The sequence below is a fragment of the Kitasatospora sp. RG8 genome, assembly GCF_017813315.1.
Lineage (GTDB): Bacteria > Actinomycetota > Actinomycetes > Streptomycetales > Streptomycetaceae > Kitasatospora.
Genome location: NZ_JAGIYX010000003.1, coordinates 308,403 through 330,714, shown reverse-complemented (window position 1 = coordinate 330,714; position 22,312 = coordinate 308,403). Strand labels below are relative to the sequence as shown.

Annotated in this window: 20 protein-coding genes and 2 riboswitches; of the genes, 15 read left to right on the top strand and 5 right to left on the bottom strand. The window is 72.1% G+C overall.

The annotated features are described in order from the left end of the window. The first annotated feature begins 76 nt into the window (after positions 1–76). Entirely contained in the window at positions 77–907 is an 831-nt protein-coding gene (locus tag J5Y04_RS06780; protein WP_209410906.1) for a MerR family transcriptional regulator, read from the top strand. Further along, complete coding sequence (locus J5Y04_RS06775) at positions 904–2,148, top strand: glycosyltransferase (RefSeq protein WP_209410905.1); 1,245 nt, start codon at positions 904–906, stop codon at positions 2,146–2,148. Before J5Y04_RS06780 ends, J5Y04_RS06775 begins: the two co-directional genes overlap by 4 nt. A gap of 311 nt (positions 2,149–2,459) precedes the next feature. Here the strand turns inward: J5Y04_RS06775 and J5Y04_RS06770 are convergent, their stop codons facing one another. Further along, positions 2,460–2,669, bottom strand: a complete 210-nt coding sequence (locus J5Y04_RS06770; protein ID WP_209410904.1) for a hypothetical protein — start codon at positions 2,667–2,669, stop codon at positions 2,460–2,462. Between the two features lie 221 nt (positions 2,670–2,890). On the opposite strand from J5Y04_RS06770, the gene J5Y04_RS06765 reads away from it, so the two are divergent. Beyond that, the gene (locus J5Y04_RS06765; RefSeq protein WP_209410903.1) at positions 2,891–3,649 is read left to right on the top strand and encodes a class I SAM-dependent methyltransferase; all 759 of its coding nucleotides are present in this window, start codon (positions 2,891–2,893) and stop codon (positions 3,647–3,649) included. Between the two features lie 96 nt (positions 3,650–3,745). Here the strand turns inward: J5Y04_RS06765 and J5Y04_RS06760 are convergent, their stop codons facing one another. After that, positions 3,746–4,270: a winged helix-turn-helix domain-containing protein gene (locus tag J5Y04_RS06760; protein ID WP_307852969.1), complete on the bottom strand. Its 525-nt coding sequence runs from the start codon at positions 4,268–4,270 to the stop codon at positions 3,746–3,748. Positions 4,271–4,327: 57 nt separating this feature from the next. On the opposite strand from J5Y04_RS06760, the gene J5Y04_RS06755 reads away from it, so the two are divergent. Further along, positions 4,328–5,242, top strand: a complete 915-nt coding sequence (locus J5Y04_RS06755; RefSeq protein ID WP_209410902.1) for a S41 family peptidase — start codon at positions 4,328–4,330, stop codon at positions 5,240–5,242. A 348-nt stretch (positions 5,243–5,590) separates the two neighbouring features. Here the strand turns inward: J5Y04_RS06755 and J5Y04_RS06750 are convergent, their stop codons facing one another. Beyond that, a complete protein-coding gene (locus tag J5Y04_RS06750; RefSeq protein ID WP_209410901.1) occupies positions 5,591–7,327 on the bottom strand; it encodes an amidase in 1,737 nt (578 codons plus the stop codon). A 142-nt stretch (positions 7,328–7,469) separates the two neighbouring features. Here J5Y04_RS06750 and J5Y04_RS06745 point away from each other — a divergent pair, with 142 nt between their 5' ends. The 7 genes from J5Y04_RS06745 (at position 7,470) to metE (ending at position 17,541) form a co-directional block, all read left to right on the top strand. Beyond that, complete coding sequence (locus J5Y04_RS06745; protein ID WP_209410900.1) at positions 7,470–8,192, top strand: TetR/AcrR family transcriptional regulator; 723 nt, start codon at positions 7,470–7,472, stop codon at positions 8,190–8,192. A gap of 391 nt (positions 8,193–8,583) precedes the next feature. Next, positions 8,584–8,775, top strand: a riboswitch (cobalamin riboswitch). A 201-nt stretch (positions 8,776–8,976) separates the two neighbouring features. Continuing rightward, positions 8,977–10,476 carry a CoA-acylating methylmalonate-semialdehyde dehydrogenase gene (locus J5Y04_RS06740; protein WP_209410899.1) on the top strand — a complete coding sequence of 500 codons (1,500 nt, stop codon included), beginning with the start codon at positions 8,977–8,979 and terminating at the stop codon, positions 10,474–10,476. Continuing rightward, positions 10,473–11,621 (top strand): acyl-CoA dehydrogenase family protein, encoded by a 1,149-nt coding sequence (locus J5Y04_RS06735; RefSeq protein WP_209410898.1) that lies wholly within the window; start codon positions 10,473–10,475, stop codon positions 11,619–11,621. The genes J5Y04_RS06740 and J5Y04_RS06735 overlap by 4 nt, the downstream gene beginning before the upstream one ends. Beyond that, on the top strand, positions 11,621–12,694 hold the full coding sequence (locus J5Y04_RS06730) for an enoyl-CoA hydratase/isomerase family protein (RefSeq protein ID WP_209410897.1): 1,074 nt from the start codon (positions 11,621–11,623) through the stop codon (positions 12,692–12,694). Before J5Y04_RS06735 ends, J5Y04_RS06730 begins: the two co-directional genes overlap by 1 nt. Continuing rightward, the gene (gene mmsB, locus J5Y04_RS06725; RefSeq protein ID WP_209410896.1) at positions 12,691–13,575 is read left to right on the top strand and encodes a 3-hydroxyisobutyrate dehydrogenase; all 885 of its coding nucleotides are present in this window, start codon (positions 12,691–12,693) and stop codon (positions 13,573–13,575) included. The genes J5Y04_RS06730 and mmsB overlap by 4 nt, the downstream gene beginning before the upstream one ends. After that, entirely contained in the window at positions 13,572–14,345 is a 774-nt protein-coding gene (locus J5Y04_RS06720) for an enoyl-CoA hydratase (RefSeq protein ID WP_209410895.1), read from the top strand. The genes mmsB and J5Y04_RS06720 overlap by 4 nt, the downstream gene beginning before the upstream one ends. Before the next feature lie 494 nt (positions 14,346–14,839). Then, a riboswitch (cobalamin riboswitch) is annotated at positions 14,840–15,061 on the top strand. A gap of 164 nt (positions 15,062–15,225) precedes the next feature. Then, a complete protein-coding gene (metE, locus tag J5Y04_RS06715; RefSeq protein WP_209410894.1) occupies positions 15,226–17,541 on the top strand; it encodes a 5-methyltetrahydropteroyltriglutamate--homocysteine S-methyltransferase in 2,316 nt (771 codons plus the stop codon). 119 nt (positions 17,542–17,660) lie between these two features. Here the strand turns inward: metE and J5Y04_RS06710 are convergent, their stop codons facing one another. Then, complete coding sequence (locus J5Y04_RS06710) at positions 17,661–17,918, bottom strand: hypothetical protein (RefSeq protein ID WP_209410893.1); 258 nt, start codon at positions 17,916–17,918, stop codon at positions 17,661–17,663. Here J5Y04_RS06710 and J5Y04_RS06705 point away from each other — a divergent pair. The 4 genes from J5Y04_RS06705 (at position 17,905) to J5Y04_RS06690 (ending at position 21,550) form a co-directional block, all read left to right on the top strand. Further along, on the top strand, positions 17,905–18,414 hold the full coding sequence (locus J5Y04_RS06705) for a hypothetical protein (protein WP_209410892.1): 510 nt from the start codon (positions 17,905–17,907) through the stop codon (positions 18,412–18,414). The genes J5Y04_RS06710 and J5Y04_RS06705 overlap by 14 nt on opposite strands. Positions 18,415–18,744: 330 nt before the next feature. Continuing rightward, positions 18,745–20,229 carry an APC family permease gene (locus J5Y04_RS06700; protein WP_209410891.1) on the top strand — a complete coding sequence of 495 codons (1,485 nt, stop codon included), beginning with the start codon at positions 18,745–18,747 and terminating at the stop codon, positions 20,227–20,229. Continuing rightward, positions 20,226–20,663: a hypothetical protein gene (locus J5Y04_RS06695; RefSeq protein WP_209410890.1), complete on the top strand. Its 438-nt coding sequence runs from the start codon at positions 20,226–20,228 to the stop codon at positions 20,661–20,663. Before J5Y04_RS06700 ends, J5Y04_RS06695 begins: the two co-directional genes overlap by 4 nt. 530 nt (positions 20,664–21,193) lie before the next feature. Beyond that, entirely contained in the window at positions 21,194–21,550 is a 357-nt protein-coding gene (locus J5Y04_RS06690; RefSeq protein WP_209410889.1) for an STAS/SEC14 domain-containing protein, read from the top strand. A gap of 126 nt (positions 21,551–21,676) precedes the next feature. Here the strand turns inward: J5Y04_RS06690 and J5Y04_RS06685 are convergent, their stop codons facing one another. Next, positions 21,677–22,171 (bottom strand): DUF1269 domain-containing protein, encoded by a 495-nt coding sequence (locus J5Y04_RS06685; protein ID WP_245204374.1) that lies wholly within the window; start codon positions 22,169–22,171, stop codon positions 21,677–21,679. Positions 22,172–22,312 lie beyond the last annotated feature (141 nt).

Sequence of the window (22,312 nt, the reverse complement as noted above, 5' to 3'; positions counted from 1 at the left end):
TGACCCTTACCCCACGTCAGGCCGGACCGTGGGGCACGTCACGGCAGTGCGGTAACACGGGTACGAGGTGGGACGGATGAGTTGGTCGGTCGGGCAGGTTTCCGGTTTCGCCGGGGTCACGGTGCGGACGCTGCACTACTACGACCGGTCCGGGCTGTTGTCGCCCAGTGAACGCAGCCAGGCGGGCTACCGCCGCTACAGCAGCGCCGATCTGGCCAGGCTCCAGCAGATCCTCTTCTACCGGGAGCTCGGCTTCCCGCTCGACGAGATCGCCACCATCCTGGCGGACCCGCAGGCCAACGCCCTCGGCCACCTGCGGGCTCGGCGCGAGGCCCTGGCCGAGCAGATCACCCGGCTGCAGAAGCTCGTCGAGGTCGCCGAACGGGCCATCGAGGTGCAGCGCACGGGGGTCGAACTGACCCCCGACGAGCGGTTCGAGGTGTTCGGGGACGTCGTCTTCGACCTGAGCTACGCCACCGACGCCCACCTCAAGTGGGGCGGGCACGAGGGTCATCAGGAGGCCCTCGCCCGAGCAGCCGGGCACTCCAAGGAGGACTGGCGCCGGCTGATGGCCGAGGCCGCCGCCTGGCGGGGGCAGCTCCTGGCGGCGTTCGCGGAGGGTGCTGCCACCGACAGCGAACGGGTCCTGGACCTTGCGGAGGAGCACCGGCAGCACATCAGCCGCTGGTTCACCCCCTGCCCGCCCGAGATGCACTGCCGGATCGCCGACGACTACGAGGCGGACGCCCGGGCCTTCGCCCTGGTCGTCCCGCCGGCGGACCAGCGGCCCGGCCTCGCGTCCTTCCTCCGCGCCGCCATCGGCGCCAACGCCCGGCGCCTCAGCGAGGGCGGCGCGCCGAACCTCCCCGACGGCGGCGCCCCGAACCTCCCCGGGGGCGAGCGGTGAAGATCCTCATCACAGCGGCCGGTTCGCACGGCGATGTCGCCCCCTACACGGGCCTCGGAACCCGTCTGAGCGCGGCAGGCCACGACGTGGCCCTCGCCGCGCCGGAGGGCTTCGCCGCCCTGGTGCGCGGGAGCGGTCTCGACTTCCGCCCGCTGCCGGCCGATCCCCGGGCGACACCGGCAGGCGGCAGGGGCGCCGGTGACAAGGGCGGTGGCGGCAGGGGCTCCTCCCTCATGGCCAGGGCGGCCGCCTTCGTGGACAGCCTCGGCGACGGGCTCGTCGACGCCGCCGCCCCCGGCGTCGACCTGCTGCTGCTCTCCACCACCACCGCCCCGCTCGGCTGGCACCTCGCCGAGTCCCTGGGCATTCCCAGCCTCGGGGTCTACCTGCAACCCGTGCTGCCCACCGGCGAGTTCCCTCCGGTGGTCGGCGGCACGCGGTCGCTCGGCCGCTGGGGCAACCGCACGGCCGGGGCGCTCGGCCAGCGCGTCGTGGACCGCCTGCACACCGGCGCGGCCCGCAGGCTGCGTGAGCGCCTCGGCCTGCCGGCCCTGGCGCAGAGCATCCGGCGGCGCCGTCAGGAGCAGGCGGACTGGCCGGTCCTGCACGGTTTCAGCCCCACCCTGGTGCCCCGTCCGGCGGACTGGCGGCGAGGGCTGCAGGTGGTCGGCAACTGGTGGCCGCACGAGCCATCGGGCAGCCAACTCCCGCCCGAGGTAGAGGACTTCCTCCTGGCCGGGCCGCCACCGGTGTTCATCGGCTTCGGCAGCATGGCCGCCGGGCACGGGGAGCGGCTGAGCGAGTTGGCCGTCCAGGCGCTCCGGCGGGCGGGGGTTCGAGGTGTGCTCCAGTCCGGCTGGGCCGGTCTGGCCGCCACCGGCGACGACGTCCTGACCGTCGGCGAACTCCCGCACGCCCAGCTCCTCCCGCGCACCGCCGCCGTCGTCCATCACTGCGGCGCGGGCACCTCCGCCGCCGGCCTGCGTGCGGGTGTGCCGACGGTCCCCGTCCCCGTGACGGCCGACCAGCCCTTCTGGGCCGCGCGCCTTTCCGGCCTCGGCGCCGCCACCGCGCCCGTGCCGTTCGCGGGGCTGACGGCCGACCGTCTCGCAGCGGGCATCCGCCGGGCGGTCGAGGACGCGTCCTACCGTGCGCGGGCGCGGGTCGCCGCCCGCGCGATGGCGGACGAGGACGGCGCGGCGCGCGTCGCCGAGGCGGTCGCAAGGCTCGCCGGGGGGTGACTTGCGGCCGGCGTGCCCGCCGTCCCGCGCAGCCCGTCGTCCGTCGGAGCGGGGAGGCGCGCCGACCTCGCCGTAGTGGTGATGCGGTCGGCCCCGCGGAACCGGGCGGGCTCGGACGGCTGGTCCGGACGGCGGGTCCGGACGGGTCCTGGCGACGCTTCCCGGGGCGGCCTCTCGGGCCGGGCCCGGCGGGGGCGGCCGCGGAATCCAGGCCGCCCGACACGCTGGTGCGTCGACCTGTCGGCGCCGTGCGCGCGCATGCCACACCGCCCGCGCCGGAGGGGGCGCGGGCGGTGGATGGGCGGCAGCGGTCAGGAGAGCTGGTTGCTGTTGAAGGAGCCGACCACGTTGTCGCCGCCGACGTTGAAGATGTCGCCGCCGGCCAGCTGGTTTCCGGTGCCGATGACGGTGATGGTCGTGGTGGTCACGGTCGGGCCGTCGGCGAAGGCCTGGGCCGGGACGGCCGTCGCGGCGCCGACGGCGGCGAGGAGGACGGCGAGGGTGCGGGCGGTACGGTACATGGCATAAGTCCCTTCGTAGACCAACTTGCCCTTGCACACTAGGGACCGTCGGCGCGGTCCTCGGGGGAATGTCACCCGAACGGGGTGGGTTGCGTGTCGTCCCGGATCGTCGGCGGTTGACGGGGGCTCGCCCCGGGCGCCGCGGCACCGTAAGGGGTGTGACCTGGCACCCCGCAGAAAACCGCTTGGCCGGGGTGGCGGCCGGCCGGGATGATGCGGTTATGTCGCGTACGTTCGAAGACTTGATTGCCGAGGCCGAGGCGGTGTCCGTCGACGGCTGGGACTTCTCCTGGCTGGACGGGCGGGCCACCGAGGAGCGGCCGTCCTGGGGGTACCAGCGGCTGCTGGGGGAGCGGCTGGCGACGGCCTCGGCGGCGTTGGACATCCAGACCGGCGGCGGCGAGGTGTTGGCCGGAGCCAGGCCCGCGGGATTCCCGCCGGCCATGGTCGCCACCGAGTCGTGGCCGCCGAACATCGCCAAGGCGACGCGGCTGCTGCACCCGCTCGGCGCGGTCGTGGTCGCGGATCCGGACGAGCCGCCGCTGCCCTTCGCGGACGAGGCGTTCGACCTGGTGACCAGCCGTCACCCGGCGACCGTCTGGTGGGCGGAGATCGCCCGCGTGCTGAAGCCCGGCGGCACGTACTTCGCGCAACACGTCGGGCCTGCCTCGGTGTTCGAGCTGGTCGAATACTTCCTCGGGCCGCAGCCCGAGGCGCGGGAGGGCCGTCACCCCGACCGGGAGAGCGCCGACGCACGGGCGGCCGGGCTGGAGGTGGTGGACCTGCGGTCCGAGCGGCTGAGGGTGGAGTTCTCCGACATCGGGGCGGTGGTCTACTTCCTGCGCAAGGTGATCTGGATGGTGCCGGGCTTCACCGTCGACGCCTACCGTGACCGGCTGCGCGAGCTGGACGCCCGGATCCGCGCCGAGGGCCCGTTCGTGGCCCACTCGGCGCGCTTCCTGATCGAGGCGCGCAAGTAGATCGACTGATCCGGCGGCCGCACCGTGCAGATTTGGAAGAGTTGAGGGAAGCCTGGAAGGGTCGGCCGGCCGTACCTGTCCGTCAGCGGGCCGACCCTACGCCCCGGCCTGCTGGTAGAGCGTCACCAGGAGGCCGTGCACCGGTTCGCCCTCCGGATCCTCCTCCGTCTCGTCGACCAGTGCGGCCAGCGCCTCGGCGAGCCGCGCTGCCTTGGCCGGGCTGAGTCGGAGGTGGCGCAGTGTCAGGAGGTGGTCGGTGGGGGAGCGGCCCAACTCCTGGGCGATGGCGCCGAGTAGTGCGGCCGTGCCCTCGGCCTGCGGTTCGGTGACGAGGAGCCGCTCGGCGGTTCGCCGGTAGTACTTTTCTGTGCCGCCGCGCACCTGTCGTGTTCCCGCGTCCTGTATCAGCCCTGCCTCGCTCAGCACCCTGAGGTGGTGGGAGATGCTGCCCTTGTTCGCTCCCAGCTGCGCGGCGAGCCGGCTGATCGTCGACGGCTGGGTGCTCAGGGCGAAGAGCAGACGCTGGCGCAGGGGGTGGGCGAGTGCGGTGTGCTGCAGAGGCGTGCTGATCCGCTGGACGTCTTCGTGCGGTTGCGGTTGGGGTTGCAGTTGATTGCTCACCAGATCAAGCGTTAAGTGTGTTTGACGCTTTGACAAGTCGCTGGTCTACTCCCTCCCATGACCTCCACCATATCGCCGCCCCCTGCGTTGGACGCCGTTGCCCTCGTCGAGTCGATCGCCGACCTGGTCGGCGGGAACTACGTCTTCCCCGACGTCGCCCGGCAGCTGGCGGACCTGCTGCGGCGTCGCAGTGCCGAGGGCTCCTACCGGGCCGAATCCGCCGAGGAGTTGGCCGAAGCGGTCACCGCGGACCTGCGGTCCGTCAACGGCGACCTGCACCTGGCCCTCAAGTACCACGCCGTGCCGGTGCCGCGTGAGCGGGGCGCGGCGGCACTCGCCGCGATGCGAAGGGAATTCGACGCCTCCCTGGGCGGCGTTCCGCGCGTGGAGCTCCTCGACGGCGGCGTCGCGGTGCTGGAGATCGCGCCCAAGATGTTCCCGCTGGACTGGGCGGCGCAGCCCCTGACCGCGGCGCTCTCACTGGTGGCTCCCGCCCGCGCCCTCATCCTGGACCTGCGCCGCAACACCGGTGGCGATCCGGACACGGTCGCCTTCGTCTGCGGCTACCTGCTCGACGGCCGCACCCACCTCAACACCATGCTCTCGCGGCAGGGAGAGCTGGCCGAGCAGTCCTGGACGCCCCCGTTCGTCCCGGGAGCCCGCTTCGGCGCCGACAAGCCGCTCTACGTGCTGACGAGCGGAAACACCTTCTCCGCGGCCGAGGAGCTCGCCTACGACCTGCAGCAGCTCGGGCGCGCCGAGGTCGTCGGGGAGGACACCCGGGGCGGCGCGCACCCGCGCGAGGGCTGGACGGTGCACCCGCACCTGGAGCTCAGCGTGCCCGTCGCCCGCGCGGTCAACCCGGTCTCGGGCACCAACTGGGAGGGCATCGGTGTCCGGCCCGATGTACCGTGCGATGCCGAGGCCGCGCTCGACCGCGCACTGTCCCTGGCCGTGGCGCGCTTGACCTGAAGTCCTCCCTTCCCCGTCTCGGCCCCCGGGAAGCGGGTGCGGATCACCGATGACTTCGGTCAGCAGGTTCAGATGAGCACCGAGCAGTTCCGCGACTTCGTCGAGCAGGCAGAGCGGGGGCTGCTGGACCGGGCCCCCGCATCCCGAGAGGCCCCGAATCCGTAGCGGATTCACAGCCTCGGTGCAGGTTGCGGGCTCACCGGGCATCGACGTGCTCTCGGTGGTAGCGCCCCGAGCCCTGCCCCGTGCGCGCGCTGGGCGGCCGCGCGGGGGCAGGGCTGCTGGTGGCCGGCCGGTGTCTCGTCGCACCGGCCGGTCCTCGTGTCCGACCCTCCGGACACCCTCAGGTCATTCCGACGCCAGCCGCGGCGTGCGGAGCGGCTCCGTGCGCCGGTTGCCGGTCGCCTCGAAGGCCGCGGCGAGGGCGAGCAGGGCGTTGTCGTCGTAGGCGCGGCCCGCGAAGGTCAGCCCGACGGGCATGCCGGTGTCGGTCATGGTGCCCATGGGCACGGTCACCGTCGGGATGCCGAGGTGGCGGGGCACCAGGTTGCCGTTGGCGACCCAGACGCCGTTGCGCCAGCCGAGGTCGGCGGAGGCCTCGTTCACGTCCATGTCCGCGGGGCCCACGTCGGCGACCGCGGGGAACACCACCGCGTCCAGGCGCAGGTCGTCCATCCACAGCTCCAGGTCGACCCGGCGGGTCTCCTCCAGCCCGCGAAGTCCCTCTTCGAGGTGGGGCATGTCGGTGAAGGAGGCGTACGGGCGCTCGCGCACGAAGCGCGGGTAGTCGCCGATCGTGTCGTCGAAGCCGGCGTAGCGGTCGGGGAGTTCGCCCGGGTGCTTGGGGAAGATGCGGTCGCCGTCGACCTCGGTCAGGGTGGCGAGCGCGGGGTCGCCGTTGGCCCGCAGGAAGTCGTCCCAGGCCCAGGCGGAGAGGTCCTCGATCTCGACCCTGAGGAAGTCGCCGCCGACCAGGCCGCGGGTGGGCAGCGAGGGAGCGGTGGGGCGGTCGGACTCGTAGTTCGACACGACGGGGAAGTCGACCTCGACCACCTCGGCGCCGGCGGCCTCCAGGTCGCGGCGCGCCGCCTCCCACCGGGCGATCACCGAGGGGCGGGTCTCGATCCGCCGGCCGGTCTGGCCGCCGATGCCGCCGTCAGGGTTGGTCCCCGCGCCGGGGTCGGCGTTGATGTACATCCTGGGGACGCCGACGCGCTTGCCGGCGAGCGTGGCGTGCGCCGTCGCCGCGTCCGCGGGAGCGAGTGCCGGGTACGAGGCGGGGCGCACCTGCGACGGTGCGGGCAACGGGATCCACGGCTGCGCGCGCCACAGGTCGCCGCGGGTCTCCGGGTCGTCGGCCACGATGACGTCGAGCAGTTCGAACAGGTCGGCCATGGTGCGGGTGTGCGGGACGACGACGTCCATGGTCGGGACGAGCGGCCAGTTGCCGCGCACCGAGATCACGCCGCGGCTGGGGGTGTAGGCGCACAGCGCGTTGTACGAGGCGGGGGCCCGGCCCGACGACCAGGTCTCCTCGCCGAGGCCGAACGCCCCGAACGACGCCGCGGTCGCAGTGCCCGAGCCGTTGGACGAGCCGGAGCCGTAGGCGCTGGTCAGCCAGTCGGCGCTGTACGGGCTCTCCGCGCGACCGTACACGCCGCGCTGCATGCCGCCGTTCGCCATCGGCGGCATGTTGGTCAGGCCGATGAGCACGGCCCCGCCCGCGCGCAGCCGCTCGATGGCGAACGCGTCGCGCTGGGCGACGAGGTGTTCGAACGCCGGTGAACCGGCCGCCGCCGTCAGGCCCTTCGCGAGGTAGCTGTCCTTCGCGGTGTACGGGATGCCGTCGAGCGGGCCGAGCGTCTCGCCGCGCGCGCGGCGGGCGTCGGAGGCCTCTGCTTCGGCGCGGGCGTCCGGGTTCATCACGACCATCGCGTTGAGTGCGGTGGCGGTTCCGGGTCGGTCGTACGCGTCGATGCGCGCGAGGTACGCGTCGAGCAGGGCGACCGCGGTGGTCTCGCCCTTCTCCAGCGCCGCGCGCAGGTCGGCGATACAGGTCTCCACAACGTCGAATCCGCGCGTCATGCGGGTGCCTCCTGAAGGGTGGGTCGGACAGGCGAACCGCTGGGCGTCGGACCGCGCACACGCGGGCTTCGGGCTCCAGTCGCACTGTCTAGATTTTCAGTCTAGACTACGGATCTAGATCCCCAGAAACCGAGGTGAGGCCATGCCGACGCCAGAGAACGAGCCCACACGGCCGCAGTCCCGCCCCTCACCGAAGAACGCGATCGGGCCCGCGCCGAACGCGGAGTCCGGGGCCACCCCGCAGCCGGCTCTGGCCTCGGTCGACCGGAAGCGTCAGCCCACCGGCGACGAGGCGCGGGGACGGGCGATGCGGGCCGCGATCAGCGCCATCGCCGAGAAGGGCCCCGCAGCCGTGCGGATGTCGGACATCGCCGCGCGGGCCGGCATGAGCACCGGGCACATCCTGTACCACTTCGGCAAGAAGGACCGCCTCCTGCTCGAAGTCCTCGCATGGAGCGAAGCGGACCTCGTGACCCGGTTCCAGCAGGCCGCGGACCAGGCCGCCTCCCCCTCGGAGAAGCTGGCACTGTTCGTCCGCTTCTACCTGCCCCGCCACCAGGGCGACGAACGCTACGCGCTGTGGACGCAGGTGCTGGCCCAGTGCCACGACGACGCCGGCCGGCAGCTTCTCACCGCACTGTCCGACGCCTGGGAAGAGCGCCTGGAAGCCATCCTTCTCGAAGGCCGGGCCCTGGGGCAGTTCGCCGACGTGGATCCGTCCGAGTTCGTCATCAGGGCCGTGGCCATGCTCAACGGGCTGTCCGGAGACGTGATGTTCGGACGCCCGCGCTGGCAGCACGCCTCCGCGCACACGTTCGCCCTTTCCGCTCTCGAGCGGGAACTGCGGCCGACCAGTCAGGCGTGACGGGCCGACGACGGAAACGCGGCCCGCTGGATCGACGAGAGCGCGGCCGGCCGGCCCGAGCCCCGGCACCCGGCCCCGACCCTCACCCTTACTGAGGCCGCCGCCGACGGTGACCACCCGGCGGCCGCACCGCCGGCGCGGCGCCCGGGCGGGTGGAAGAGCCCAGCCGACCGGGCGCGCTCATGAGCCGGGTGGCGGGCCGGGGCATGCGTCCGGGGGCCGTCTCGGCCGAGCGGGTCGAGGGGGGCGGCATCCATCCCGACGGCACGTCAGGCTGCCGCCAGGGGCCGTGCCCACCTGTGCTCCGCGTCGATCGCACCACCCGCACGGTGCTCGGCGCAGTGGGATCCCGAGGGCGCGGCGCGGCGCGAACCCGGACCTCTGGACTTACTAGGACGTCCAACTATATGGTCGACGACAGGTCCGCGGTGTCAGGGAAGCCGGTGTGAGTCCGGCACGGTCCCGCCACTGTGACCGGGGAGTTCGTCCTCGCAGATGAAGGCCACTGGCAGCCAGCCGGGAAGGCCCGGGGGCGCGCGGTGATCCGGGAGTCAGGATACCGGCCGCGGGTGGTTCGTGTTTTCCACGAGGATGGAGACGACACGCATGACTCCGGGCTGCTGTTCCCGTTCCGCTGCCGTGCTGCCGACCGTCAGGTGCCACCGCGCCTGACGGTAGGTCAGCAACGCCATTCCGCGACGACGCATGACCGTGCGCCCGATCGCCGGCGATGGCGCTGCTCTCCATTCCTCCTCTCCCCACCCCTGTCGAGAGAAGGAACCCGATGGTCCGAGAACTGACCCACTTCATCGCCGGCAAGCGCACCGCCGGCACGTCCGGCCGCTTCGGCGACGTGTACGACCCCAACACCGGCCGGGTGCAGGCCCGGGTGCCGCTGGCCGACCGCGCCGAGGTCGAGGCGGTGATCGCCGACGCCGCGCAGGCCCAGCCCGCGTGGGCGGCCTGGAATCCCCAGCGGCGGGCGCGCGTCCTGCTGCGCTTCCTCCAATTGGTCGAGCAGGAGAAGGAGGAGCTGGCCAGGCTGCTCTCCGCCGAGCACGGAAAGACCGTGGCCGACGCCCACGGCGACATCCAACGCGGCCTGGAGGTCGTGGAGTTCGCCGCCGGGATCCCGCACCTGTTGAAGGGCGAGTTCACCGACAACGCCGGGACCGGCATCGACGTGTACTCGATGCGCCAGCCGCTCGGCGTGGTCGCCGGCATCACGCCGTTCAACTTCCCGGCGATGATCCCGCTCTGGAAGGCCGCGCCCGCGCTGGCCTGCGGCAACGCCTTCGTCCTCAAGCCCTCCGAGCGCGACCCCTCGGTGCCGCTGCGGCTGGCCGAGCTTTTCCTGGAGGCCGGGTTGCCGCCGGGCGTGCTCAACGTGGTCAACGGCGGAAAGGAGGCGGTGGACACCCTGCTGGAGGACCCGCGGGTGGAGGCGGTCGGCTTCGTCGGATCCACCCCGATCGCGCAGTACGTGTACGCGACGGCCGCCGCCCACGGGAAGCGGGCGCAGTGCTTCGGCGGTGCGAAGAACCACATGATCGTGATGCCGGACGCCGACCTCGACCAGGCGGCCGACGCGCTGATCGGAGCCGGCTACGGCTCGGCCGGTGAGCGGTGCATGGCGATCTCGGTGGCCGTCCCGGTGGGGGAGGAGACCGCGGACGCCCTGGTGGCGAAACTGGTCGAGCGGATCGCCGCACTGAAGGTCGGGCGCTCGGACGACCCGGCGGCCGACTTCGGGCCGCTGGTCGGGCGCGACGCCCTGGACCGGGTGCGCGGCCACCTGGACCTCGGGGTCGCGGAGGGAGCCGAACTCGTCGTGGACGGGCGGGACTTCCGGCTGGAGGGCCACGAGGACGGCTTCTTCCTCGGCGCCTCGCTGTTCGACCGGGTCACGTCGGACATGCGGATCCACCGGGAGGAGATCTTCGGGCCCGTCCTGACCGTGGTGCGTGCCGCCGACTACGAGGAGGCTCTGCGGCTGCCCAGCGAGCACGAGTTCGGCAACGGTGTCGCGATCTACACCCGGGACGGCGACACCGCCCGGGACTTCGCCCGCCGGGTGAACACCGGCATGGTCGGGGTCAACGTGCCGATCCCGGTGCCGATCGCGTACCACACCTTCGGCGGCTGGAAGCGCTCCGCGTTCGGCGACCTCAACCAGCACGGGCCTGATTCGATCCGCTTCTACACCCGCACCCGCACCGTCACCTCGCGCTGGCCCTCCGGGGTCAAGGAGGGCGCGAGCTTCACCATGCCGACGATGGGATGAGCGCCGTGCACGACCTCACCGAGGATCAGCGCGCCATCGCGGACACGACGACGGCCTTCGCCCGCGAGCACCTTGCCCCGAACGCGGTCGCGTGGGACCAGACCAAGCACTTCCCCGTTGACGTGCTTCGCAAGGCGGCGGATGTCGGCCTGGCCGGCGTCTACGTCCGTGAGGAGTCCGGTGGCTCCGGACTCACCCGCGCCGACGGCGTCCTCGTCTTCGAGGCGCTGGCGACCGGCTGCCCGTCCATCGCCGCCTACCTGTCCATCCACAACATGGTCGCCTGGATGATCGACCGCTACGGCGACGACGCCCAGCGCGCCCGCTGGCTGCCCGGCCTCTGCGCGGCCGAACAGCTCGGCAGCTACTGCCTCACCGAGCCCGGTGCGGGCTCGGACGCCGCGGCACTGACCGCGCGGGCCCGCCGGGACGGTGACCACTGGATCCTCGACGGCGTCAAGCAGTTCGTCTCGGGTGCGGGAGCCTCGCAGGTGTACGTGGTGATGGCCCGCACCGGTGGACCGGGGGCAGGCGGGGTCTCCGCGTTCGTCGTGGAACGCGACGACCCGGGGGTCTCCTTCGGGCCGAACGAGAACAAGATGGGCTGGAACGCCCAGCCGACCCGCCAGGTGCGGCTGGACGGTGTCCGGCTGCCCGCCGACCGGCTCCTCGGGGCCCGGGGCGAGGGCTTCCGGATCGCCATGAACGGGCTGAACGGCGGCCGGCTCGGCATTGCCGCCTGCTCCCTCGGCGGCGCGCAGGACGCCCTGGAGAGGGCCACCGGCTACTTGGCCGATCGCGAGGCGTTCGGCGCCCGGCTGCTGAACGCCCAGGCCCTGCAGTTCCGACTCGCCGACATGGCCACCGAGTTGGAGGCGGCCAGGTCGCTGCTCTGGCGGGCCGCGACCGCCCTGGACCGGGGCGATCCCCGGGCGCCGCAGCTGTGCGCGATGGCCAAGCGCTACGCCACCGACACCGGCTTCGAGGTCGCCAACGCCGCGCTCCAACTGCACGGCGGCTACGGCTACCTGGCCGAGTACGGCATCGAGAAGATCGTCCGCGACCTGCGGGTGCACCAGATCCTGGAAGGAACCAACGAGATCATGCGCGTCATCGTCGCCCGCGGCCTGACCGGAGCCGCGTGATGACCGGGAACGCCGTCGACGAGGTCCTCGTCCAGCGCGAGGGCAGGGCCGGCCTGATCGTCCTCAACCGCCCCGCGGCCCTGAACGCCCTCACCCACGGCATGGTGCGGAGGATCTCCGAAGCCCTGGACTCCTGGGAGGAGGACGAGAGGGTCGAAACCGTCGTCGTCACCGGCGCCGGCGAGCGGGCCTTCTGCGCCGGCGGCGACATCGTCGCCATCCACCGCGCCGCCACCGGCGGCGACCCGGGCGCCGTCGAGGAGTTCTGGCGGGACGAGTACCGCCTCAACGCCCGGATCGCCCGCTACTCCAAGCCCTATGTCGCGCTCATGAGCGGCATCGTGATGGGCGGCGGGGTTGGCGTTTCCGCCCACGGCAGGGTCCGGATCGTCACCGAGACTACGCGCATCGCCATGCCCGAGGCGGGCATCGGCTTCGTTCCGGACGTGGGTGGCACCTACCTGCTCGCTCTTGCACCGGGCGAGTTGGGCACCCACCTCGCCTTGACCGCGGGATCCGTCGGTGCCGCCGACGCGCTGCTGTGCGGGCTCGGCGACCACTTCGTCCCTGCCGAGCGGCTGGCCGCGCTGCTGGACGACCTCGCCGAACTGCCCGTGCACGATGCCCTCGAACGGCACGTCCAGCCGGCGCCCGCCGGTGTGCTGGAGGGACAGCGGGCGTGGATCGACGGCTGCTACGCGGCGGGCGCCGTCGAGGAGATCCTCGGCCGGCTGCGGGAGAGCGGCGAACCCGAGGCGAAGAAGGCCGCCGACCGGATCGCTGCGAACTCTCCTGCCGCCGTGAAGGCCACGCTGGCGGCCCTGCGCCGGGCCCGGGCCCTCGGCCCGCTGGAGGCGGTGCTCGACCAGGAGTACCGCACCTCGTGCGCGGCCCTCGCCACCGCCGACCTGGCCGAGGGCATCCGGGCCCAGGTGATCGACAAGGACCGTTCCCCGCGGTGGAGCCCGGCGACGCTCGGCGCCGTCGAACCCGCCGCGGTGGCCCGCTACTTCGCCCCGCTCGGCGAGCGCGAACTCGGCCTCGCCGCCACCACACCCCTGGAGCGCTGGTGACCCACAGCATCGGATTCGTCGGACTCGGCAACATGGGCGGCCCGATGGCCGCCAACCTCGTCAGGGCCGGCCACCGGGTGACCGGCTACGACCTGGCGGAGCACGCCCGGGAGCGCGCTGCCGGAAACGGTGTGGCCGTGGCCGGCTCGGCGGCGGAGGCGGTCGGCGACGCCGACCTGGTGATCACCATGCTGCCGACCGGGCGGCACGTCCTGGACGCGTACCAGGAGCTCACCGCCGTCGCCCGAGGCGCGCTGTTCGTGGACTGCTCCACCATCGCGGTCGGGGACGCCCGGGTGGCCGCCGACCTCGCCCGGGTAGCCGGACACCGCGCCGTCGACGCACCGGTCTCCGGTGGCGTGGCCGGTGCGGAGACGGCGGGCCTGACGTTCATGGTCGGCGCCGACGACACCGACTTCGCCGACGCCGAACCGGTGTTGGCGGAGATGGGCCGCCGGGTCGTCCACTGCGGAGCGTCCGGCGCCGGGCAGGCGGCGAAGATCTGCAACAACATGATCCTGGGCATCTCCATGATCGCGGTCGGCGAGGCGTTCGTCCTCGGGGAGAGCCTCGGTCTGAGCCACCAAGCCCTGTTCGACGTGGCCTCCACCGCCTCCGGGCAGTGCTGGGCGCTCACCAGCAACTGTCCGGTTCCCGGCCCCGTTCCGACCAGCCCGGCGAACCGCGAGTACGCGGCCGGGTTCGCCGCCGCGCTGATGGCCAAGGACCTCAAGCTCGCCGCCGACGCGGCCGGCTCCGCCGCCGTTCCGGCCGAACTGGGCAGAAGGGCAGCCGAGTTGTTCGCCTCCTTTGCTCAGGGCGAGGCCGGCGGTCTGGACTTCTCCGCCATCATCACCACCCTCCGGGAGGATTCCGCATGACGTACGAGACGATCCTGGCCGAGCGCAAGGGCCGGGTCGGGCTGATCACGCTCGACCGCCCGAAGGCGCTCAATGCGCTCAACACCCTCCTGATGAACGAAGTCGTCGCAGCGGCGGCGGAGTTCGACCGGGACCCGGAGATCGGCTGCCTGGTGGTCACCGGCTCGGAGAAGGCCTTCGCGGCCGGCGCCGACATCAAGGAGATGCAGTCCCTCGACTTCGTCGACGCCTACCTCGGCGACTGGTTCGCCGCCTGGGACCGCTTCGCCGCCCTGCGCAAGCCCGTCGTGGCGGCGGTCGCCGGCTACGCGCTGGGTGGCGGCTGCGAGTTGGCGATGATGTGCGACATCCTGCTGGCGGCGGACACCGCGCAGTTCGGTCAGCCGGAGATCAAGCTCGGCGTGATCCCCGGCATCGGCGGCTCGCAGCGCCTGACCCGGGCGGTCGGCAAGGCGAAGGCCATGGAGCTCTGCCTGACCGGCCGGATGATGGGCGCCGAGGAGGCCGAGCGGGCCGGCCTGGTCTCCCGGATCGTCCCCGCCGACCAGCTGACGGCCGAGGCCCTGGCCACCGCCGATACCGTGGCCGCGATGTCCACCCCGGCGGCGGTCATGCTCAAGGAGAGCGTCAACCGCTCGTACGAGACCACGCTCGCCGAGGGCGTCCGGTTCGAACGGCGGCTGTTCCACGCGACGTTCGCCACGGCGGACCAGAAGGAGGGTATGGGGGCCTTCGCCGAGAAGCGCCCGCCGTCCTTCATCCACCGCTGACAGTCCGCGCGGGCGCCGCCCCTCGCCCGGGGCGGCGCCCACAGGTCGGTCGGCCGATCGCCGAAGCAGGTAGGTGTCCGCGATCCAGCCCTTGCTTTCGTGGGCCGACTTGTGCAACTCGCCGATCCGCGGAGCGACTTCGGAGGGCAGTCCGGCGACCAGGATCTCGTCGGGGGTGCCGGGGTGGGCGCCGTGGCGGATCTCCCTTCCCTCGGGGTCGATCCCGGTGAACGCGGCCCGGCCGTCGAGCGTTACCACCGTGTCGTCCACGTCCTCGGGGAACCCCTCGGCCAGGCGGCGGCCGGTGGTGATGTACATCGCGAGGCCGGCCCGGGCCCGCCGAGGACGTGCGAGGGTCCGTGCGGAGGCTGTGCGTTGTCCTGATTGACAGATGTCGGGCCGGTCCACGCACCGTGCGACATCACCGAGCCGCGGTGGAGTCTCATCATGCGGACACGTTCCATGATTCCGCGTCAGTACCGGCTGCTTGCACATAAGCTGACCGGGCAGCTGGTTCGCCCTGTCCGCCAGGCAGGCGCGTCGCAAGAGGGAACCCGGTGGGAATCCGGGACTGCCCCGCAGCGGTGAGTGGGAACGAACGCCGTCATACGCACTGGGCCCGGCCGGGTCTGGGAAGCGACGGCCAGTAGGTGTCCGCCCTTGACGGGCGGCCGTGCCCGCGAGTCCGAAGACCTGCCCGCTGCCCGCACGCGACCGTTCGCGCGCGGCCATCCCGGTGACCTCGTGGGCGGGTCGGCGTACATATCAGGCGGGTCCGGCGCTTTCGCACGCGCTCACGGCCCCGCCCGGTTCGTCATCCCTTCGCGCCTTCGTCCCGTCCCCGGGGACCACAGGAAACAGGCTCGCGAAGGAGAGTCCCTTGACAGCGAAGTCCGCAACCGCGGCAACCCGGGCCACCACCCACGGCCACCCCCGCCAGGGCCGCAACCGGGAGCTCAAGAAGGCCGTCGAGGGCTACTGGAAGGGTGCGGTCACGGCCGACGCCCTCCTCGCCACCGCCGCCGACCTGCGCCGGGAGAACTGGCAGCAGCTCGCCGACGCCGGTATCGAGGAAGTCCCCACCGGCGACTTCTCGCTCTACGACCACGTGCTGGACACCACGGTTGCCGTCGGCGCGATCCCGGCCCGCCACCGCGCCGCGGTCGACGCCGACCCGCTGGACGGCTACTTCGCCATGGCCCGCGGCACCCAGGAGGTCGCGCCGCTGGAGATGACCAAGTGGTTCGACACCAACTACCACTACCTGGTGCCCGAACTCGGCCCGGAGACCGTCTTCGGCGCGAACCCGGCCAAGCAGGTGGCCGAGCTCCGCGAGGCCGTCGCGCTCGGCCACACCGCCCGCCCGGTGCTGGTCGGTCCGATCACCTACCTGCTCCTCGCCAAGCCGGCACCCGGCGTGGCCGAGGACTTCCAGCCGCTCACCCTGCTCGACCGGCTGCTGCCCGTCTACGCCGCACTCCTCGCGGACCTGCGCGCGGCCGGCGCCGTCTGGGTGCAGCTGGACGAACCCGCGCTCGTCCAGGACCGCACCCCGGCGGAGCTGAACGCCGCCGCCCGCGCCTACCGCGACCTCGGCGCCCTCGCCGACCGGCCCAAGCTGCTCGTCGCGAGCTACTTCGACCGCCTGGGCGAGGCGCTGCCCGTGCTCGCCAAGGCGCCGGTCGACGGCCTTGCACTGGACTTCACCGGTCCGGCCGCGGCCAACCTCGACGCCCTCGCCGCCGTCGGAGGACTCCCCGGCAAGCGCCTGGTCGCCGGCGTGGTCGACGGCCGCAACATCTGGATCAACGACCTGCAGAAGTCGCTGGCCACCCTGGCGACCCTGCTCGGCCTCGCCGGCCGGGTCGACGTCGCGCCGTCCTGCTCCCTGCTGCACGTCCCGCTGGACGCCGCCGCCGAACGCGACCTCGACCCGCAGATCGCCCGCTGGCTCGCGTTCGCCCGCCAGAAGGCCGGCGAGACCGCGCTGCTCGCCCGCGCCCTGCGCGAGGGCACCGACGCGATCACCGCCGAACTCGCGGCCAACCGTGCCGACCTCGCCTCCCGGGCCGCCTCGTCGATCACCCGCGACCCGGCCGTCCGCGCCCGCACCGCCGCCGTCACCGAGGCGGACACCCGCCGCGCCCAGCCCTACCCGCAGCGCGCCGAGGCCCAGCGTGCCCGCCTCGGGCTGCCGCTTCTTCCCACCACCACCATCGGATCCTTCCCGCAGACCACCGAACTGCGCCTCGCCCGCGCCGACCTGACGGCCGGGCGGACCGACGAGGCCACCTACCGCTCTCGGATGGAAGCCGAGGTCCGCGAGGTCATCGCCTACCAGGAGAAGGCCGGCCTGGACGTCCTCGTCCACGGCGAGCCCGAGCGCAACGACATGGTCCAGTACTTCGCCGAGCAGCTCACCGGGTACCTGGCCACCCGGCACGGCTGGGTCCAGTCGTACGGCACCCGCTACGTGCGACCGCCGGTGCTCGCCGGCGACATCTCCCGCCCGCACCCGATGACCGTCGACTGGTTCCGCTACGCCCAGGAACTGACGGACCGTCCGGTCAAGGGCATGCTCACCGGCCCGGTCACGATGCTCGCCTGGTCCTTCGTCCGGGACGACCAGCCGGTCGCCGTGACCGCCTTCCAGGTCGCCCTCGCCCTGCGCGACGAGGTCACCGACCTGGAGGCCGCGGGCGCCGCCGTCGTCCAGGTCGACGAGCCAGCCCTGCGCGAGACCCTGCCACTGCGGGCCGCCGACCGCCCCGCCTACCTGGACTGGGCCACCGGGTCGTTCCGGCTGGCCACCTCGGGCGTCCGCGCCGACACCCAGATCCACACCCACATGTGCTACGCCGAGTTCGGCGCGATCATGACGGCCATCGACGACCTCGACGCGGACGTCATCTCCCTGGAGGCGACGCGCTCCCACATGGAGGTCGCCGGTGAACTGGCCGAGGCCGGCTACCCGCGCGAGGTCGGCCCCGGCGTGTGGGACATCCACTCCCCGCGCGTCCCGAGCACCGAGGAGGCGGTCTCCCTGCTGCGGGCCGGCCTCGCGGCGATCCCGGCCGAGCGGCTGTGGGTCAACCCCGACTGCGGGCTGAAGACCCGCGGCTGGCCGGAGACCCGGGCCTCCTTGGAGAGCCTGGTCGCCGCCGCCCGCCGCCTGCGGGAGGAACTCGCCGGCTGACGCGCCGGTGCGGGACCACGAGGGGCGGGCACGGTGGCACGCACCGGCCCGCCCCGGTGGCCCGCTCATCGCCGAGGATCTCGCCGTTGCTCCGGCGGCCGACCGGATGACTTCCGCTGTCACTCCCTGGTAGCGGCCGCAGCCACACCGAAGGTGAGCGCGCCCGTCAGTAGCGCGAAGGCGAGCGCGAAAGCCGCCCACTGCCCGATGGAGTCGACCTGGTCGCCGAGCCCGAGCAGCTGCCAGGCGGTGTCCCGCAGCGCCAACGAGACCGGCAGTGCCAACGCGCCCGCGGTGGTCGCGACCCGGGCGGCCCGTCGCGTTCTCGACGCGGGAGGAGGCGCGGCGAACCACAGGACGCTGTTGCAGATCATCACGAAGGCGAAGGTCTGCACCACCCCGCTGCTGCTCGGCATCGCCCTGATAGCACCCCGGCCCCGGCCCACGCTGAGCGCCGCGATCACGCTGCCGGGCTGGGCGCTGCGCCGCCTCGCCGGACCGACGGTCCTCGGCGCCGCCGTGGTCGTCCTGGTGCACGGCGGGTTCGACGCGGACGCCTCGCCACCCACCCTGCGCACCGCAGTGCTCACCGCCTGGTGGATCGCCCTGGGCCTCGGCGCGATACAGATCCCCCGCATCTTCACCGGCGTCGGCGCCGACGCTGTCGTGCCACCCGGCACCGGCCGCCTCCGCGCCGGTGTCTGGACCCTCGCCGGCGCCAGCGCCACCGGCGGCGCGACCATCCTCGGTCCCTCGGTCACCGGTGACGGCTTCCACCCGCTCGGTGTCGGCATCGGCGTGGGCCTGTTGCTGCTGACGGCGGTGTGCGCGGGCACTCTGCGCGACCTGCGCGACCTGTCGTCTGCGTCGTGAGCCGCACGGCACCGGCCTGATCGCGGCTCGCCTGTTCTGACGCCTCGACGTCCGTCCGCTGCCGGCCACCGGGCTGTCCGGGCGCGGAGGCCACTGGCCTGCTCCGTGGGACAGCTCTGACGTCGTCCTGAGCGTGCGGGCACGGTGTCATCGGTGATCGGCAGAAGCCCGGCGAACGTCATGTCATTCGCCGGCCGAGCCCGATGGAGTGCGGCCAGCCGGCGGAACGGCTGCCCCGATGGGCGTAGGCCGGCGCGCGTCGGCCACGGAGGGTGACCAGTCTGGAAGTGGTGCACCGAGGCGCCGACGGGCAGAGCGAGGAGACATCCGATGAGCACCGTGGACGTGCCAGGCGGTGATGCCGGCCGAGCGGGCGGCACACGGGCGGCCAGTGCGGTTCAGGTCGGGGCCGGGTCGAACAAGATCACCTGGCTGACGCTGGCCTTGATGACGACCAGTTCGGTCGCGAGTCTGAGGGCCGCGCCGACCATGGCGGTGTACGGCCTGGCCTGCGTGTTCCTCTACCTGCTGCCCGCCGTGGTGTTCCTGCTGCCCACGGCGCTGGTGTCGGCGGAGTTGGCGTCCGGGTGGACGGGCGGGGTCTACAACTGGGTGGCGCAGGGGCTGTCGAAGCCGCTGGGGTTCCTGGCCGTGTGGTGCCAGTTCGCCATGACGATCTTCTACTACCCCAGCCTTCTCGCCTTCGTGGCCAGCACGATCTCCTACGTGATCAACCCCGCGCTCGCCAGCAACGGGGTCTACACCGCGATCGTCATCGTGGTCCTGTACTGGACCGGCGTCTGGGTGTCCTCCCGCGGTACCAACGCCGTCGCGGGCCTGGCCTCCTGGGGCCTGATCATCGGAACGCTGATCCCCGGCGCGCTGCTGGTCCTGCTCGGGTTCGTCTTCCTCGGACAGGGCAACCCCTCGGCCGCGCCGATGGACGCCTCCCACATCTTCCCCCAGTGGACGGGCATCGCCAGCCTGGTGCTGATCGTCAACAACTTCCTCAGCTACTCCGGCATGGAGATGAACGCCGTCCACGTCAACAAGCTGCGTGACCCTGCCAAGGAGTTCCCGAAGGCGATGTTCCTGGCCATGGGCATGGTCCTGCTGATCTTCATCCTGCCCGCCCTCGCCATCAGCTGGGTCATCCCGGCCGACCAGCTCAGCCTCACCGCCGGCGTCATGCAGGCCTTCGACGCCTTCTTCCAGTACTTCCACATCGGCTGGCTCGTCCCGATCGTGGCGGTCGCCCTGTGCTCCGCCTCCCTCGGCGGCATGCTCACCTGGCTCGCCGGCCCCTCCAAGGGCCTGCTCCTGATCTCCCGCCAGGAGGGCTACCTCCCGCCCTTCCTGCAGAAGCTCAACGCCCACGGCATCCAACAGAACATCCTCGTCACCCAGGGCCTCCTCACCACGGTCATCGCCCTGCTCTACGCACTGATCCCCGACGTCTCCAGCGTCTACTGGATCTTCTCGGTGATCACCACCCAGGTCTACCTGATCATGTACCTCCTGATGTTCCTCGCCGCCATCCAGCTGCGCCGCAAGCAGCCCGACCACCCGCGCGGCTACCGCGCACCGCTGCTCACCACGATCTGCGTGGTCGGCTTCGTCTCCTCGGCGCTGGCCATGGTGATCGGATTCGTCCCGTCCTCGCAGTTCGGCGGCAGTAGCGTCTGGGCCTACATCGGCATCGTCGGCGGCGGCCTGCTGCTCCTCGGAGTCGTGATCCCGTTCTCCTTCCTGAAAGCGCGCAAGCCGAGCTGGCGCCAGCCCGACGCCGACACCACTGAGGAGGCGGTGGCATGAGCCCGACCCGGATGGCATCCCAGCACCGCTGGATCTACATCGGTGCGATCGTGGTCCTGGTCGGCATGATGATCGTCGGCCTGCTCACCTACACCCAGCAGAAGGCCACCAACGAGGCCTACCGGAAGGCGAACCAGCTGAACGACGCCCTGGTCGCCAAGGGCTTCGCCTCCCGCAACCCCCACAACATCGCCCTGACGCTGGGTACCGACGGCGGAGCGGTCTGCAACCGACCCAACTCGGACCTCCGGCAGGGACTGTGGCTCGCCCAGCTCACCAACGGGGCGGGCGGCCCCGGCATGCGCCCGGTCATCGTCGACCGCCAGATCCTTGAAGCCGGCGCCGAGGTGATCAAGGTCTACTGCCCGGACAAGCTGGACGACTACCAGAAGCAGATCAACGACCTCAAGACCTCGGACGTCATCAATGACTGACGGGACCAGCGGGACGGGCGCATCGGTGGGACGGAGGACGGCGGCATGAACGCCGCCGTGGGCATCCCGACCGCGACGACGGTGCTGCGGGGCCCGGCGGGCGTCGTGGTCACCGTCTCCTCCCTGACCTGCGACCGACCGCCGCCCCCTGGGGCGCGCGCGGTGGTTCGATCCCGCTGTGCAGCGTCCTCGCCGCCGCCCTCCCCGACGCCGAGCTGACCAGCAGGCCGGTGGCAACCACAGGGACCATGGTGATCTGATCAGGTCGAGCAGGTCCCGGGGCCCGTTCCCGACGCACGTGACGAATGGTCACTCCTGCGACGGGCTCGTCGTCTCGCTCGATCTCGTGGCCGCCGCGGCCTGAACAGAGCTCCGGCAGCGTCCATGCGGGGGCTCCGGGCGGTTCGTCCGTGCATTGCGTGCTGCGGTTCCCGGGGGACGGCAGTGTGTCCTGCCGGTTGCTCCCGCCGAGCCGGGCGACGATGGTTGCCGTTTCGCCGCAGAAGAGGAGCCGCAGAAGAGGAGATGCCGTGATCAACCGATTGGGCGACTTGCCGGCAGGGGTGGTCGGGTTCGAGGCCGGCGGAAGGCTTTCGGCAGAGGATTACCGTGATGTCGTGCTTCCGGCCGTGGAGAGTGCAGCGGAGGTAGGCGAGGTCCGCTTCCTGATCGTCATGCACGACTTCCAAGGCATGTCGGGTGGGGCCCTGTGGCAGGATCTCAAGATCGGATTCGGGCACGTCCGGGCCTGGAAACGTATCGCCCTGGTGACCGACATCGATTGGATGCACCACATGACGGGCCTGTTCGGGTGGATGACGCCGGGGGAGACGAAGTCGTTCACGCTCGAGGACCGGGAAGCGGCGGTCGAGTGGGTGCTGGGGTGATCCGCCTGTCCTGACGACCGGGCCGGAAGGATTCGTCGTGGCGGATGAGCCCGACCCGGCCCGAGCCAACCCGGGCTGCCCAGCCGCCACCCGAACCGGACGCCGGGCCTGGGCAGGTCGGGTTTCTCACTCGCCTTCGGTGAACGCTTCGCGCAGCCGCGCCTCCTCGTCCGCCGAGAGGTTCGTCTCCAGGAGTTCGGCGTGCCGGCCTTCGAACGCGGACCTGACGCGGTCGAGCACGGCGTCCGAACTGAGGACGAACAGTGCGGAGGTGCCGGGTGTCACCTTCTCCCGCACCTGCCTGATGAAGTCGTCGTCGATGCCGAGGTGAGCGAGGTGACCACCCAACGCGCCGCCGGCGGCACCCATCGCCGCCCCGAGAATGGGGACGAAGAAGATCATTCCGAGGAGGAAGCCCCAGAAGGCGCCACCCACGGCACCCATGCCGGTCATGTCGCTCAGGTGGCGGGTCCTGGGTTTCCTGGCACCGTCCGGCCAGGTGATCACCGCTCCGTCCTGGACCTTGATCAGCTCCTGGTGCTGCAGCTCTTTCAGGGTGCCGAGAGCTTCATCGGCTCCGCTCGCGGTGGGAAAGCGCCATACCGTCAGGGTCGCCATCATTGCCTCCGATCGCAGGGAATTGCACGACAGCCCCATCGTCGGCCCGGGCCCCGGGCGTCGCCACGCACGGCCACCGGACGAGCGACCCGGAGCCACCGGACATATCTGCGTGGCCCTTGACGCCGCGCACAACGCGCAGGC